Here is a 15,891-nt window from a genome sequence, read left to right on the forward strand (position 1 = left end):
TGGCAACAGAAAAAAAATCAACCGGGAGGAGCGATCTATTTGTATTTTGATGTATGCTTTTGTAATGATTAAGGCATTTTTGTAGCGGAGCAGCCCTCCAGCTATCTTGCACACTTCTTGAGCGAAGCTGCACACATTTTTAGTGAACACTCCCATCGGCGGACTATTCTAAGCGTTTCACATAAAACCTTAGCTGTTTTGCACAAAACGCTATCTGTCTTGGTGCATTCATTGTCTGTTTTGGTCAAAACGCGAGGTGTTTTGTATAGAACCATCGGTGTTTGCCTCAAAACGCATAGTGCTTGGTACAAAATAGTATCTGTTTGCATCAAAACGGCGCAAACACCTTGTCTGTCAGGCACTTTACTTTATTTTTACGATTACAACGAAATGTAAAGAACAATTGAGTTTCATCAAAGCTGAGTTAATCGCGCTTTTTCTAATCATCCATTCCTGCCTACTCTGTTTTGGGCAGCAAAACAATTCGCCCTATCGCATAACTTCTGAAATGGAGCTCACTCTTGGGATAGGAACCATAGTGCTGGCCAGCGGTTCTTATGTGATAGGCGACGCATTCAGTTTGCCTTCTAAACAATCCATCTTATTACTGGACCGTGCCGATGTAAATCGTTTTGATCGGGGCGCAACTTATAACACTTCAAAAAGCGCGAGATATATTAGCGATATTACTGATTATGCGGCCTTATCCCTGCCCTTGTTCCATTTGATTTCAAAGAATTCCAGACGCGATTTTGGGAAGATTGTAATAATGAGTGCCGAAACAATGCTTGCCTCTACAGCCCTGACGCTGCTATTCAAAAATTCGATACACCGTCCTCGTCCTCTGATGTACAATCCTAATGTTCCAATTGAAAGCAAGTGGAAGAAGGACAACTATCGGTCTTTCTTTTCTGGACATACCGCTCAAACTGCCGCGATGAGTTTTTTCTTTGCACAAACATTTTCAGATTATCATCCTCGTTCAAAATGGAAGCCAGTGATTTGGTCTGCCTGCGCTGCTCTTCCCGTTTTGACAGGAGTGATGCGCTATGAAGCAGGAAAACATTATTGGACGGATGTGATTACCGGCTATGCAGTGGGAGCGTTGGTGGGTGTTGGAATCCCGTACTTACACAGAGTCGGAATGAAAAAGAAAAAAGAGAAACTTGATTCTGCTATTCTGAAATAATATGCACTTCAGTTCTCCGGTTTTTGTGTCGACCTTGAGGAGAATCATTATTAGTAATGGGCTCTGTGTCCCCACAACCTTTTGCCTGCAACCGTTCAGGAGCAATACCTTTTTTCTGCAAATACCGTTTCACCACATTGGCGCAGTCTTCTGACAATGTTTGATTGGTCTCTACTGCACCTACGTTATCCGTATGCCCTGCAATTTCAATCACCAATTCTTTTTTCAATGGCATGTACTCCGCCCCAACTGGGCGAAGATATTTGCCTCCGTCCCGCAAGAATGGCAGCTTATAGCTGCTTTCAAATATCCAAATGCTATCATCCTTACTTTGACAAGGGCACAGCATATGCCGAGGAAGATGCTTGGTTGGTTTATCAGAAAATTACTGAGCGAGCGTGAAGCGCAGCGTTAAACCTGCTCTGGTATTAGTTGTGGCAAAGCTGTTAGATATTTTCGGGATAGTTCTGGTCTGGTCGAAGAACAGCCGCACGTTCAACTGCTTGCTGATGATATAGTCAATAGAAGGTTGTATGGTATAGGTGACGGCTCCTTGAGTTATCTGCGGCTGTAGTTCGTCAATCCGGTGGTTGATTGTTACATTATCCCGATAGCTGAAATCGAAACGGAAGTTCAGATCATTATCTAACCGGATTTTCTTCCCCTTAATCCGGATAGGCAGTTTTAGCCCCTTCACTTTATATCCTGCGCCAAAGGTAACCTGCTTTGATTTTAATTCGATGAGTTGGAAATCGGCGAAGTTCATCGTCATCATCCGGCTCATCTTGTAATCAAACTTGGCTGTGATATTGTTTTTGGTGGTCATGTCAATACCAATAAGCGGCGAAAATTGTTCATTCATCAACACGCTGGGCATATTATATGCAGGATAAAAATTGCCGTTCAGGCTGTCCAGCCCCGGCTCGCCGTGTTTGCGGATGCTTTGTGTGTAATCCAGATTGGTTTGAAAACTACTCACGGTCAAGGTAGAACTATATCCGTGCGTAATCGTCAGATTGGAAAACACTTTTTGAATCCATTTGAATTTAGAGAATCCGGTATAAGCAATACGCCAGTTAGGCATCGGCAAGCTGCGGAAAGGATTGAGGTTGATCTTGTTAGGATTCTTCCCTTCATAGGCTGCGAGAAATGCCGGAATCAATACATCCTGAGATTTAGGACCATAGCCATTTGTATAGGCATTATTATAAGTGGTATCGCTGGGGTTGAAATAGGTACCGGTGCCCAGCCTCTGCGAAATAATCTCCCGGTTAGCTTCAAAATTTCGATAGACCTCCGAGAAGCCCTGGGCATCAATTTTCTTAAACATGGTTTTTACTGGCAGATAGGAGATAGTATAGGAACCCATATCTACCGGATTGAGATGCTGAAAGCTGTAATCACCGTTTATGTCCGGCACGTATTTAAAGAACTCTAAATGGTTGATGGTCTTATCCCAAAACAGCGTGAAGTCCACTTTCAAATCAGGGAATGGCTCAAAGCCTGTAGTTATATCTAATCGCTGCGAACGCAGTTGAGTGAACTGCTGATTCAACAGAGTATCTTTGGAAATCCAGCCTTTTTCAGCAGCCCGATCTAACCAGGCATTTCGTTTGGCTATGTCCGTTCCATAGAAGAACCGGTCACCGGGTTGCCCACCAAAAACAAAATCAAAGCCCGGCGCACTGCGAATGTTATTGTCCGTAGTGAAGTCATTGTTGTGTACCTGATTTCCCAATATCTGCGAATAGCCCACGAAACCGGGAAGGGTAGTAGATTTATTCTCCTTATAATCTATCGTAGCTCTCTTTAGCGCCAACAGAGGCCGTATAGGTATGGAGATGAACGAGTTGGATGGGAACTGTTTGGTGTTGAAATCTGTTTTTTTCTTTCTGATGGCTTGACGGTTCGCTTTCAAATCTTTCTTCAGTTTTTTGATGGTTGCCTTTTTATTGCCACTGGTGTCGGCCTTCGTCTCCGACTTTGCCAGTTGCAGATCATCTTTCAATTTACTGCGTCTTTCCTTTAGCTTTTCCAGTTCGGTTTTAATTTTTTCGCGAGCCTTTCTCGTGGCTTCGCGTTTTTTCGTGTTCTCTGCTTTGTCGCCCACATTCGGGTTGGGTGAATTATAAGTTTTCAGGAAAGGTATTTTGTCATAAATCTTGCGGAAGTTTAAATCAACTTTCCCTCTGCTGTTTTGAGAGTTATTGATGGTATTTGCCAGTGTATTCTGCACTAGCTTTCCTGTGACCGGGTCCGACTGCCAAGGGAAGGCTGTCCAGTTATAAGTAGAAGTATATCCGACATTGGAATTGATGAAATCAAAAATGGGTATCTTGTTAATAGGTATGTTGTAGCTAACCGCGAGCGACTGATTGTAATTGGTATTCCGGCCACCCTGTTTGAAGTTATGCCATACCTCCTGTCGCTTTTCCTTGGTGTTGAGCGGCCCATCCGGTTCGTCCAATCGCCCATTATTCGTGGCATTAAAATCAATGCTTAACGACTTAAAAGGATTGTATTTTAAAGTGTAGGTTCTAATCCATCTAAAATTCTTGCTGTAAGTAGTGGGTATTTCAAAATCCACTTCTCCCAACGGACGAAGTTTTATTTCATGTAAATCACGAGTCCATTGTGTGGTGACGGCCAAAGTGGATGGGAACGGATTGAAGTTAAAATCACGGATAATGTCAAACCACTTAGATTTAGATTTGAATACTTTTTTCAGCGGGGTGAAATCCTTAATCTGCGGTGCATAGCTCCACCCTATCAATCCCAACCATGCTTTTTTAGAGTTCTTTTCGATGAAGGGGTCGGTTAAAAGAAGTTCATTGTAGGAATAAGTCAAATTAAAGTTCCCCGGGTCATAAATCTGCGGAGCCTTCTGCTTAGTTTGCGGCACCACACGGACATTGCTGAAATTGAATCCTCGATTGGTGTTGATGGTTTGTACCTGTGCGCGGTAATTTCTTGCAGAATCATTTCCATAAACCGAGCGAAGATTTTTGATGGCTTCTCTGGTAGGAATGTCAAATTGGTATGGGTCAAACTCCGGTGTGCTGAAAGCCTGAGAGTAGTTACCATAGAACGGTATCCGAATACCGGCTTTGGCCGGAAGCAATTTACCCACTTCAATGTTGGAGGAAAAGTCGTACTTATATAGATTGTCCTTATACCGTTGTTCAATTTTCTGCTCCACCTGTCCGAAACCTTTAGTGTGCATTTCGCCCGCGAGATTCACATTACCCAAATCTGCCAGTTTGATGCTCATAGTACCCAAGGCCGCGGAGCCGCCAAATTCTTCAAAACCATTCACCCGCATTTCGTTGAACCAAACTTCTACGCATTTTGCTTGTCCATCGTCGCCGTCGCGCAAGGGATTATTGGCATCGGCCACACCGGGATTTCTGATTCCCAGCATCATAGTTTTGATGGCTCCGATGTCCGGGTTGCCTACAATGCTCAACAACTTGCCTTTGGAATCAGTAGTATAAAACGGCGCGCTGTGTGGAAATCCTGGTGTAGCATTTCTTGCTTGTTTCAGTGCGATGAAATCTTTCAGCGTGATGTCCATCACATTGCTGTCGGGCCAAACAATTGTGCGGTCAGAAGTATTGCCGCTGTTGTAAGAGCCATCTGCTGTGATTGTTAATGGGATTTCATATTGGTAGTAGTTATCCTTGAAGTCAGAGCCCACACGAACAAAGGCGGTTACTTCCTTGTCGTGAACCGGCAACTCCCCCTCTACCCGGTTGGCATGAACAAACATCTTGAGAGTTTTATAACGCCTCAAATCAAGCATCAGGTTTTTAAACACGGCTTTGGTCTGGCAATCTTTCAGATCGCAGGCAGAAAGCGCGATAGATTGTTCGTCCTGTGCAATCAACAAGTTGGCTTGCGCCCCTAAGGTTTGTTGCCTTTCAATGTCCGGTGGCAAAATATAGTTGACCGGTGTTTTGCTGCTATTGGTTTCTACTCCTACAGAGGCTACATTAAAGTAGGACGAAGGCGAATTGTCCGTGGCCAAGCCTTCACAAGGATCATCCAGAGGCAGATTATAAGTACGCCATTGATTGCGGCGCAACTCCAATGTGGCAAAACGCAGCACCACTGCTGTATCTTCCCAACCGGTCATAAACATCCGCATAAACTGGATGGATTTGAAATCCGGTATGCCGCCCACGCGCGCGCTATATTTTTGAATCGGAATTCTGAACTGTAGCCAACGGCTCGGTATATTCTGATAATCCACTCCGGTGCCTTCAACCTTTGAAACGATGTAAGGATTGTTTCCTACATCCATGCCCGGCTTTAAGTCCAATTCATACTGAAAGTATTCCTCATTCTCATTTAATGAGTTGTCTCTATTTAAATCTTCTTTGTCCGGCACATTGGTCTGTGCGGTAGTCTGTACACTGTTTGTTTGCACCGGTGAGTTACCTTCCGGTCCGCAATAATCTTTATAGCGGGTGAGGATGTTTCCTACGTTGCCATAAACATCTTCGTCTTTGAAGAACACATAATTATCAGAGGACGGATCGTTTTGAAGTTTGGCAAACACACTCGGATCAACCGTCTGTTGAATCTTATTCAGGAATACCTGTTTTTTTTGCCGCTCATCTTCATCGCTTAATCCATCCAAACCGAGATCCTGGACATTTCGCAGGGCGGGGTCATTATCAAAAGCATCTACCAAAGGCGGTAGCCTAGGCACTCTTCCCCAAGCGGTGTTGTCCAATGAAGTGGTATCGGCGCTTAGTCCGTTTTCAAAAGACATACGCGAATCGCGCAGGATGTCTTCAGAGATACTTCCCAAATTAAAATACAGTTTGCCACCGGTACTGGTGGTGTTATAAAGGAAGGGATCCATCATCCAGAACTCGATATATTCTACGTTGGTTGCCTCTAAGTCACTGTTATCAATCCCTCGCATCACACCCGCCCAACGGCCACGAGGTGTTTTTAAACTGCCATCTTTATTAACTCCATACGTTTTCGTTTGAAAACCCGGATCGGCCTGATCGCTATACTCATAATTATATGGTCCCCGCTCTCTTGGATAAAAAGCCAAGTCTAAGGTATAGACATTTTGATCCAGTGTTTGTACCGGACGATTAGGAAAAACTTCCTGCATCGGAATCAACCGCACATAGTGATTCTTGGTGTTTTCCGGCAATGCCTTTACAATAGCGGGTGCATTAAAATCTGTAAAGAACGAGTTGTCAATCCGATACCATGCCAGTTTGGCCCGGTTGTATCCATACCGGTCATCGTTAATGAGATTTGCCTCCGGAAACATTATTTTACCCGAAGCGTCTGGCGAGTTACGAGGTGTTGACGCCAACTTCCAACTGATGGCCGGGGTGCGCAAATCATAACCGGTGCTGGTCCCTTCAAAATCATCAATATAAACCTGCCCTTGCTTACCCGGACCATTAATGGCTTTGGAGTGCCCCGGCTTCAGATAGGCGAACTCTCCATAAGTGGAGATGGTGGACATTTCCTTGGTAGAATAAAAGGGCAATTTATCTAAGGCCTTCGTCAACCAAGGCGCATTGGTTTCATATTTGAAGTCCAGACCCATAATAGTGTTCTGAATGGGGTCATCGCCGATATTTACTTTTTGGGTGAAGGGCCGTTCGCCCATGTGCATCAGCGTCCCACCAATATTTATTTTGTTACTGATCCGGTAGTCTAATCTCGTTCCAAATAGCGAGCGAACTTGCGTGGCAAACAAGTTATTGTTTTCATAATCCACCTTCACCTGTTGTCCCGAGTTAAGAATTCCCTGATCCAATATGGTCACCCTTCCTAAATTATAATCCACGGTGTACTGTGCGCCTTCCACTAATTTTTGTCCACCGGCGGTAACGACTACCGAGCCTCGTGGAATATTCCCTGCCCCCAGCGAAATCTGATTGGCACTGGTGCCTTTGTATTGCCCCTTAATAACAAAGCGATTAAACTCCGGATATTGTTGCGCCCTGAATTTTGTAGAGTCATACAACTGATCATAGGTATACTGGTTAATGATGCTCTCACCGGTGCCACAGGTGGTGTAAGCATTTCGAAGATTAGAACCAAAAGGCTCCACCACCGGAAATATCAATCGTCCGTTTTGTGGAAGGATTGTTACACCCGGTATAAAATCAAATAGCCCATCCGGCTGTGGGTCATTGTTTGCATTGAGTTTGTCCAGATTCATTACGCGGATAATCGGCTTGCCTTCAATACAGCCTTTGGGCATGTAACGCTTTAATCCGCCGCCCGGGTCATTGTAGTAAATGTCAAGACGAAAATCTTCGTTGCTTACATTATAAGCTCCGAGCGAGTAGATGTTTTTCATCATCAGTCTCCATATTGGAAGTGTGGGACGAACAGATGTTCCCTTCAACATTTTCAGATACAGCACTTTGGAGGTAGCATTTGAGTCCGGCGGAATCTGATTGCCAAATTCGCCCACCTGAAAGACCGCTCCATTATACTCATATTGAAATGCCACCGCCAGCACTTCGTTAGGATTCAGTTGAGAATTGAGGGAGAGATAACCTAATTGCTTGTGATAGGTGTACTCATTCTCATTCAGTCTGCGCGCATAAGTTTTTTCAAAATCCTGACCTTGCTCCAACTGAAAATTAGAGCTGAGCATCGTAGCCACCGTATTATCTACGAAGCGGTAAGATGGATTGGAAACAAGTTTCGGATAGAGGTCGTTTGCTTCGTTGCGAGGACGTGTATCTCCACCAGAGGTATTGACAATTTTATTGGAATAGGGTGCTGCCTCCCCCAAGTCCATCAATGCCAGCACATCCCTTACGTTTTGTGTTACGTTCGTGCGGTTGGTTACCCAAACCTCCATCCGCGTAATGTTCACTACCGAACGAATGTTAGGCAAGCCGGACAGGGCATTATCATACTGATCATAGAAATACTGCGATAAAAAGAAGTGTCGGTTCTCGTCATACTGGTCAGAACGAATTTCAAAGTTCTGCCTTTGTGCTCCGTTTTCAATCACCATCGTTTCCTTCTTCGACTTCTGTTGAGATATAATGCTAGTCCAGGTCAGCCTTCCAAATTGTAATTGTGCTTTGACACCAAACAGCGCCTGACTTCCGGTAATCAGACGGGTATTTAATGGCAGACTCACATTTCCCGCTTCAATCACCTTTATAATATCATCCTGATCACCGGTGTAACCAATCTTCACCTGATTATCAAATTGAAAACCCGACTGGGTGTTGTATTTGATCCCCAACTGCAATTTGTCCCCAATCTTGCCAATCACACTGAGGTTGATATTCATATCAAAATCAAAGCCTCCGGTTTTCCGGTTCCGTATCGGAATGTTGGGATTGGCTGTCTTTTGAAAGTTAGTTCCCAGAGTCATTTCAACATTCCCCTGCGGGCGTATTTCAATTTTGCTTCCACCAAACAACCGGTCGAAGAATTGTTTCTTTACCTGAATAGGCGGCACTAAGTTTTTTTCTTCTACCAGGTGAATCGCGCCGGCTCTTTCTTTCCAATATTTATCCCGCTCCTGTTTTTCAGTGTACTTCAGGTAGTCATCATACGTCATATACGTCGGTGGACGCACATTGCTGCCGCCTACTTTTTCGGTAACGACATACATTCCCGTAACCGGATCGTATTCCACCTTCTCTTCTACTGCCGGCGGATCTTTTAAATAGAAAGGGTCTTTGGATTTGTCCGATACAAAATCACCGTCGCGCTCTTTCAACGGATATTTTAATTCAGGAGAATCAGGGATAGCCGCCAAAGGTTCCGGCAAGGAATACCGAAATGGCAAAGGACGACTTCCCGCATAAGCCATGAGCAAAATGCTCAGCGAACTTAGCGCCAAAATACTTCCAAATATTTTATGTTTTACTCTCAAAGTTTTTCTGAATGAACAGGCAATTGATGCCTAAAGCAACTTTAGTGCCTCCTTAATTAATTGCTCCACACTCTTGATTTCTCCATGACTCATCAGCCTGATTATCACCTTTTCTGCCGCCTGTTTATTAAAGCCGAGGGCAAGAAGAGCGAATAACGCTTCTTCCTTCAAAGTATTGTTTGAAGTGGGTTGTAGACTGTGTTCGGCTGACATTTTTCCAACTTTATCCTTCAACTCCAGGATGATTCTTTTAGCCGATTTAGGACCAATACCCTTGATACTCTGAATCATGGCTTCGTTCTCTGTGATGATGGCATTTTTAATTTCATCCGGCTTAAATGAGGACAACATCATCCTCGCCGTAGCAGCTCCAACCCCGGAAACAGAAATCAATTTTTCAAAAAGATCCTTTTCCGTCTCCTCAAAAAAGCCGTAGAGGTCAAAACCGGAGACCGATTGATTTTCAATCTTGACAATGAGTGAAGTGTGCAGGGTGCAGGCGTCCATCTTCTGAATTCTTTCATAAGTATTCAGACTAATCTTGACCATATACCCTATGCCTCCTGTTTCGAGAAGGATATGAGTAGGGCTTTTGAATGTGATTTTCCCGCTAAGATATGCTATCATGCCTGCCTAATAAATTATCGCGCTAAAAATAATTTTCTAATAAGAGTAGAAAGGCGCGATAGGCTTAGTTTAAGGCAGATTAATTACTAATAATTTGTTGTGGATTGTCTATTATGTCCGTGCTAAATTCATCAAAGTTTCCGAAAATCCAAACAGCTCCGTCTCTCGAAATTTATTCGCCATCAACTGAACACCAATCGGCAAGCCATTCTTAGCTTCCGCCACCGGTAACGAAATAGCAGGCACACCGGTCAGATTCGCCAATACCGTAAATATATCCGCCAGATACATCTCTACCGGATTATCCGTTCTTTCTCCAAACTTAAACGCCACCGTAGGACAAGTAGGCAAGAGTATAAAATCATATTGCTGAAACAGCATTTGCAACTTTTCCGACAATATCCTCCGCACCTTCTGGGCCCTGGAATAATAGGCATCATAATATCCTGAACTCAACACAAAGGTTCCTAACATAATTCGGTTCTTCACTTCTTTCCCAAACCCCTCTGTACGTGATTTTCGATAAACTGTTTCCAATTCCTTCGCATTTTTTGAGCGATAGCCGTATCGAAGTCCGTCATAACGGGCCAGATTAGAAGATGCTTCGGCAGTAGAAAGCACGTAATAAGTGGCAATTAAATAGTCCAACATATCAAACGCTGCTTCTTCCACGGTATGACCATCCTCCTTAAGATGCCTAATAAGTTCTTCGGTTGCATGGAGCACCTCCCGATTCAAACCTTCGCTTTTCATTACCGTTGGGAAAACAGCTATCCGCGCCTTCTTCTCAAATTTTAATTCGGAAGAATAGGCTGGAACTTTCTGGGAAGAGGAAGTAGCATCATGCTCGTCCTTACCCGAAATGACCTCGGTAATCAACGCAGCATCTTCTACATTAGTGGTGAAGGGGCCAATCTGATCAAAGGAAGAAGCGTAGGCTATCAAACCATAGCGCGAAACTCTTCCATAAGTGGGCTTTAGGCCTACCAGCCCACAAAATGAAGCCGGCTGACGAATAGAACCTCCGGTATCTGAACCCAGCGAAGCATGACAAAGACCTGCCTGCACCGCCACCGCCGAACCACCGGAAGAGCCACCGGGTACCCGGTTATTATCTATGGCATTCAAAACATTTCCGTAGGCAGAATTTTCATTGCTCGAACCCATCGCAAACTCATCGCAATTAGTGCGACCGATAATAATGGCATCTTCGGCTAATAGCCTTTCAACCACCGTAGCACTATAAATAGAAGTGAAGTTTTCAAGAATCTTTGATCCGGCAGAAACCCGATGATCTTTGTAGCAGATATTGTCCTTGATGGCGATAACCAAGCCAAACAATTTGCCCGGTGCTTTACCTTCTTTTAATTTACGGTCGAGGTATAAAGCCCGCTGCGAGGCCTCTTCGGCAAATACTTCAAGAAAAGCATTGAGATGATGGTTGGCCTCTATCTTCTGCAAATAGGACTGCACCAAGCCTTCGCAGCTTTGCGCTCCGCTCTTCAGTTGTTCTTGAATATGTTTTAGGGTAGGGTGTTGCAACACTGCCGCGTCAATTAATACTTAAATTTTTTTAGGGAAAGTACCTGTTGAAAGTACTTGGGAAATCAGGCTTTCTCTTCCTCTTTCTCTTTGGTTTCGTTGGTGGTGGCTGGTTTGTTTTTCATTCCCTCTTCTATTTCCGTCTTGATGTTGGCTTTAGCCGAATTAAACTCCCGGACACCTTGCCCAATACCACGCATCAGCTCAGGAATTTTTTTGCCTCCAAAAAGTACCAAAGCCAATATCACGATTAACACCACTTCGGGAGTTCCTAAACCGAATATTGCATATTGTTCTTGCATGACTGATTATTTACCCTGCAAAGATATTCAAAACAGGGAAAGGGGAGGAAAATAGCTTATTAAATCAGCCTTGCGGCTTTAAGTAAATGATGTAGCCTTTCATCAGAAAGAGACTCCTGTTCCGATTTATCGTACAAAGCGACGAGATAAACCGTTTTATGAACGATTTTAACACAGGTGATTATCCGTCCACCTCCACTCTTACCTTGACCTTTGGATTTGATAGCTATTCTAATCTTAAAACAATCGGCACCAAGAGAAGTGCCTTGCTTAGGAATAGTTTCAAGCCCATTTACAAGCCACTCCAATTCTTTTTTCAGAGAAGGATATTTCCAATAAAGATTTTTAAACTGTTTTTCGAAAGGCTCGGTAGCAATTATCCTAAACTTCATCCAACAACTGTCTGGCTGTTTTGAGTTTCTTCTTCCCGGACTGATGAAGCGCTACGTCTTGCATGGATTTTTTAACCTCCTGTACAAACTCCTTGTCTGTGTCGCTCCCTTCTTCTGTCTCCACCACCTCTACATAACCCAATTGGTGAATCAACTCCATGAAAAATGGCAATTTCTTCTTGTTCTTTATTTTTAGGGTTATAGTCATTGCACGAAGATATAATAAACCAAATAAATATTCGCATCGCGACTCAGCAGATTTCTAAAATAAAGAAACCCCATCCGGCTGCAGCGGGACAGGGTTTCTGTTTGTTTCACGCTCGGCGTGAGAAATGATATCAAATCATTTTTTTCAGTTGCCTTTCAACGTCAGAAAGGACTTAAGATATTCTGGCGTTCACCGTGCCTACGTCACTCCAGGCTCCGTATTCATCGCGGCCTACAGCCCCGATGCGGATGAAGTAAACGTCTCCGGGAATCAGTCCGTTCAAATCTGCGTTAGTGCGTATTGCAATGCGCACCAACTGAAACGAATCCGGAACATTGGTAGTCGAAATCTGCACCTGATAGGCTCCGGCACCTACTACCGAGTTCCAAAGAACCCGAATACTTCCCGGAACACTGCCCGGCTTAATCCGCAGGTTTAACACCTGACCCACCGGGCCCAGAGGGGCACCGCGATAGACTACATCAAAGCGGCTTGACAAAATGCTTTCCTCATTTCCTCCCGAAGTAGCCTGTACGTAGGCTGCCAGTTTGCGGATGAGGTTCATCAAATCCATGAGCCGAAGTCGCATGATGGCCATTTCCACCGAGTCGGTACGCGATGCGTTATACGATACTTCCAACGCATCTGTAGCAGTGACCACGTCTGCAAGGGTGGGGTCGGGAGTCGGGAAATTCACATTTCCCGTCATAGCCCCTGTTATCAATCTGGAGCGCTCAATTACTGAAGGCACGCTCAATCCTATAAATCCCATTTTCAATTTCATATTTTTTGTGTTTAAAAGGTTAAAAAAACGGTCCTGCTCTCATAAAACAGGCTCTTTATTACTACTATTATTAGTGCAACCATCTCCACTTTGCCGGCGCCAGCCGGTAACATTCGGAGGCCTCTGCCATGAACTAAAAACATTTCTTTGATGAAGACTCGACCCCTTCGGCAAATTCAGGGTCGAGTTTGAATTTACCGATTCTTCATTATATGAAACGCACCTTGTGTTCTGTCATTACCTCTTTTTATTACCAAGAGGAGGTGGTCTGTTCACCGCCTTTCGGCGGGGTATCTTCTTCGCTCGGAGCCTTGTTATCAGCGTTCTGAACTTAAAGACGATGCAAATATAAGCCTAAACATACTAAAATCAATAGTGCATCGAAAAAATCTTTCAATTTCGAGCATAAAGCCCTGCAAGGCAGGGCAAAAAAAATTATTAACAGGCCTCAAAAAGGGGTCGAATTTTGACCTATATCTTCTGAAACCCAGAAGGAGTAAGGTATTCGGGTGCTTTTTTCGAGAGGAAATGAAAGGTAAACAAGAAACACTCGATATATCTCCTCTCCCTTCAAGAACATTTTTGATTCAGATTGCTGATGGGGGAAAAATTGGGTAAAGATCTGGTGAGTTGAGCTGGGCAATGCCATTAAGTTAAGGAAGTGCGACCGCGATGCGGTCGTATGTTTATAGCGAACGATATGCTATAAACATACGACTCCAAAGGAGTCGAACGCAATTGCAGATTGAATAATGGTGTTGACGGGAAGGAGATGGTCAGGGTTTTTTGCATGAAATTCTTCAGCTATAAGCTGAATGCTTGGTAGGGTGTAGGCAGAGCCTACACCTAGGGCTGGACAAATACAACCTCCGCTTCCTTCATCCATTGCATAGAATGACTAAACTCTTCCCCTCTTGAGAGGGGGTGATGGTGTCCTTTTCAAAATCAAAAAGACCGCTGTTGTATTTATTGTCGGCCTCGGTAAAAACCGCCAGCAGGTTTTTGTAGGCATCACCTTTGGCAGATGCTTCTCTCAGTTTGCCATAATGCTCTACTGCGGTCTTCGCAAAAGCGAAGAAAAATCAAGCGGTCAATGGTTTGCTGCACCGCAAAATTTAATTGCTCTTCGTTTAGCTTCTGGTTATTTTTCGCCATGCTGACAGCCAGATATTTGCGCCACTGGTTCAGCGATTCTACAAATTCTTTATCGAGCGGCACCGAGCCGCGCTTTTGCGTATCGCTCTGAATGTATTTGTCAAAGCGTCCTTTCACCACTGCTTCGCGGCTGAAGGTGTCGTATAGAAAATCAAACTCGTTGAGATACTCTGTATAATGCAAGTACTTGATTCTGCCCACCGCAGCGCTATCATTCAGCGAAGGTTTCTTGCTGCAATCATAAACAGCCAGCTCTTCAAAATTGGTGAGCAGCGAAACAGCCGTTTGTGCGCTGCGCCCGTAGCGCCGCAACTGGGTAGGACGCTTCTTTGTTGGTTTTGATTTGAACCGCGGGCTTCTTGGCTTCTACAAAAACAATCGTTTGAAACTGCCCGAAAGTCGAAAGCCATAATCAGGCGCTTTGGTGCTTTTGCCCACTTTCACCTTGTCCTCATAAATCACCTCGCGGTAACTTTCTGCCAGACCTTCTTCATTATCTACATCCCAGCCAAGGGCTTTGAAAAACTTGTTGAGAAAGTCCATGCGCAGCTTCGCCTCATCGTAAGAACTGCTTTTGTAAGAGGCAGCCTGTTCGCTGAACTGTGCTACTAATTTTTCGAGGGTTTTTCTCGCCTGTTCTTTAGAGACGGTCATGGTCGGACTAAAAAAGCTTTAATTGATTATCGCTCGGCGGTTGATATTCGGTGGTTGTTTCTTCATCATCAATAGTCGCTTCCTCGCTTTGCTTGGTAAGGCCTTCAAGAATTTTCGTTCTTTTTTCAACCTTTTCCTCTTGCGCTTCTATTTCGGCAAGCTCTCTTTCTATCTCCGTCATTTCAGCCTGCACCGGTTGTTGCTCATGTTTCAAAACTCGTGCTTCAATCACTTGTCTTTCCCAGATTTTAAGCAGCTCGATGGCTTCGCCTTGTTTATTTTTTTCAGCAATAATCATCTGCTCCCGAATAATGGCGAGCTTCTTTTCGAGCCTGTAATCGGACAAACTTGAAAGGAATGAAATGTTGGACGTTTCGTGGCTTTTCGCTTCGTCTATCCGTAGTAAATAATTCACAGGTCGAAAATAAACTTTTAGGGAAGTACCGAAGGTGGGAATCGAACTTTCTAAAAGGTATATTAGACCTCTTCGGAAAATCAGGATTGTTTTAATGAGCTTCCATAGCGCAACCGATAATTTTCCCGGTTAATTTTGAAAGCTTGTACTCTTCGCTAATCATCGTAATTATTTAATCACTTTAATCATGGTTCAAACTTCCTCGCCACTCTCTGTACCACGCCGGATTGCTGCCGGGCTATTCGGGTAGATTCCAGTGTCTCGTATTTCTCAGTTAGCTGCTCATCAGTTTGCGGAGCGAGGATTTGTTGAAGGCCGTATTTGCTAAAAACAAACTTTTCGGCTTCTGCCAATGCCCGGCGGAAACCGGTCATATAATATTGCAGGTTGTTTAGCTCTTCGCTTATGTCCGTATTTTCAGGTAGCCAGAAATTGACGCGGCATCGCCAGATGCCCAGATGCAAAGAGGGCTTATCAACCACGAAAAGCGAAAAGTCCACAAACACCCGGTCTCGGTACGCCGACTGGTGATAGGTACTCTTATATGTAAAGAGCGGCTGCGCAGGGAGCCGATCCGAAGTGCTGTCACAAAATATTTCCTGAATTCGAGTCATCATTAATGTTTTATTGTATGGAACGAAGATGGCTAAATAATCATTCGCCACCATCCGTGTTTTTTCATCTTTTGAAAAACAATTATAATGAGCATCACCAAAAAAGGCAAAACGT

13 protein-coding genes are annotated in these 15,891 nt (G+C 44.1%); 1 reads left to right on the forward strand and 12 read right to left on the reverse strand.

Translation table 11 applies throughout. The features are described 5' to 3' along the window. Positions 1 to 508: 508 nt before the first annotated feature. Complete coding sequence (locus tag IPP77_07690; GenBank protein ID MBL0309545.1) at positions 509 to 1,189, forward strand: phosphatase PAP2 family protein; 681 nt, start codon at positions 509 to 511, stop codon at positions 1,187 to 1,189. Here IPP77_07690 and IPP77_07695 read toward each other — a convergent pair. From IPP77_07695 to IPP77_07750, 12 genes are all read right to left on the reverse strand, one after another. Continuing rightward, positions 1,176 to 1,403, reverse strand: a complete 228-nt coding sequence (locus IPP77_07695) for an OmpA family protein (protein ID MBL0309546.1) — start codon at positions 1,401 to 1,403, stop codon at positions 1,176 to 1,178. The two genes, IPP77_07690 and IPP77_07695, sit on opposite strands and share 14 nt — an antisense overlap. Positions 1,404 to 1,574: 171 nt before the next feature. Then, entirely contained in the window at positions 1,575 to 9,083 is a 7,509-nt protein-coding gene (sprA, locus tag IPP77_07700; protein ID MBL0309547.1) for a cell surface protein SprA, read from the reverse strand. A 30-nt stretch (positions 9,084 to 9,113) separates the two neighbouring features. Beyond that, positions 9,114 to 9,710 carry a Holliday junction branch migration protein RuvA gene (gene ruvA, locus IPP77_07705; protein MBL0309548.1) on the reverse strand — a complete coding sequence of 199 codons (597 nt, stop codon included), beginning with the start codon at positions 9,708 to 9,710 and terminating at the stop codon, positions 9,114 to 9,116. A 111-nt stretch (positions 9,711 to 9,821) separates the two neighbouring features. Further along, the gene (gene gatA, locus IPP77_07710; GenBank protein MBL0309549.1) at positions 9,822 to 11,255 is read right to left on the reverse strand and encodes an Asp-tRNA(Asn)/Glu-tRNA(Gln) amidotransferase subunit GatA; all 1,434 of its coding nucleotides are present in this window, start codon (positions 11,253 to 11,255) and stop codon (positions 9,822 to 9,824) included. A gap of 62 nt (positions 11,256 to 11,317) precedes the next feature. Then, positions 11,318 to 11,554, reverse strand: coding sequence for a twin-arginine translocase TatA/TatE family subunit (locus tag IPP77_07715; GenBank protein MBL0309550.1), 237 nt, complete (start codon positions 11,552 to 11,554; stop codon positions 11,318 to 11,320). 59 nt (positions 11,555 to 11,613) lie between these two features. Continuing rightward, on the reverse strand, positions 11,614 to 11,946 hold the full coding sequence (locus tag IPP77_07720) for a type II toxin-antitoxin system RelE/ParE family toxin (protein ID MBL0309551.1): 333 nt from the start codon (positions 11,944 to 11,946) through the stop codon (positions 11,614 to 11,616). Then, entirely contained in the window at positions 11,936 to 12,154 is a 219-nt protein-coding gene (locus IPP77_07725; GenBank protein MBL0309552.1) for a hypothetical protein, read from the reverse strand. The genes IPP77_07720 and IPP77_07725 overlap by 11 nt, the downstream gene beginning before the upstream one ends. Before the next feature lie 172 nt (positions 12,155 to 12,326). Continuing rightward, positions 12,327 to 12,938: a fibronectin type III domain-containing protein gene (locus tag IPP77_07730; protein ID MBL0309553.1), complete on the reverse strand. Its 612-nt coding sequence runs from the start codon at positions 12,936 to 12,938 to the stop codon at positions 12,327 to 12,329. 1,011 nt (positions 12,939 to 13,949) lie between these two features. Beyond that, a complete protein-coding gene (locus tag IPP77_07735) occupies positions 13,950 to 14,405 on the reverse strand; it encodes a hypothetical protein (protein ID MBL0309554.1) in 456 nt (151 codons plus the stop codon). A 54-nt stretch (positions 14,406 to 14,459) separates the two neighbouring features. Further along, on the reverse strand, positions 14,460 to 14,747 hold the full coding sequence (locus tag IPP77_07740; protein ID MBL0309555.1) for a hypothetical protein: 288 nt from the start codon (positions 14,745 to 14,747) through the stop codon (positions 14,460 to 14,462). 7 nt (positions 14,748 to 14,754) lie between these two features. Further along, positions 14,755 to 15,045, reverse strand: coding sequence for a hypothetical protein (locus IPP77_07745; GenBank protein ID MBL0309556.1), 291 nt, complete (start codon positions 15,043 to 15,045; stop codon positions 14,755 to 14,757). A 302-nt stretch (positions 15,046 to 15,347) separates the two neighbouring features. Then, positions 15,348 to 15,830 carry a hypothetical protein gene (locus tag IPP77_07750; protein ID MBL0309557.1) on the reverse strand — a complete coding sequence of 161 codons (483 nt, stop codon included), beginning with the start codon at positions 15,828 to 15,830 and terminating at the stop codon, positions 15,348 to 15,350. Between the last annotated feature and the right edge of the window lie 61 nt (positions 15,831 to 15,891).

The sequence above is a fragment of the Bacteroidota bacterium genome, assembly GCA_016722375.1.
Classification (GTDB): Bacteria; Bacteroidota; Bacteroidia; order Chitinophagales; family LD1; genus Bog-950.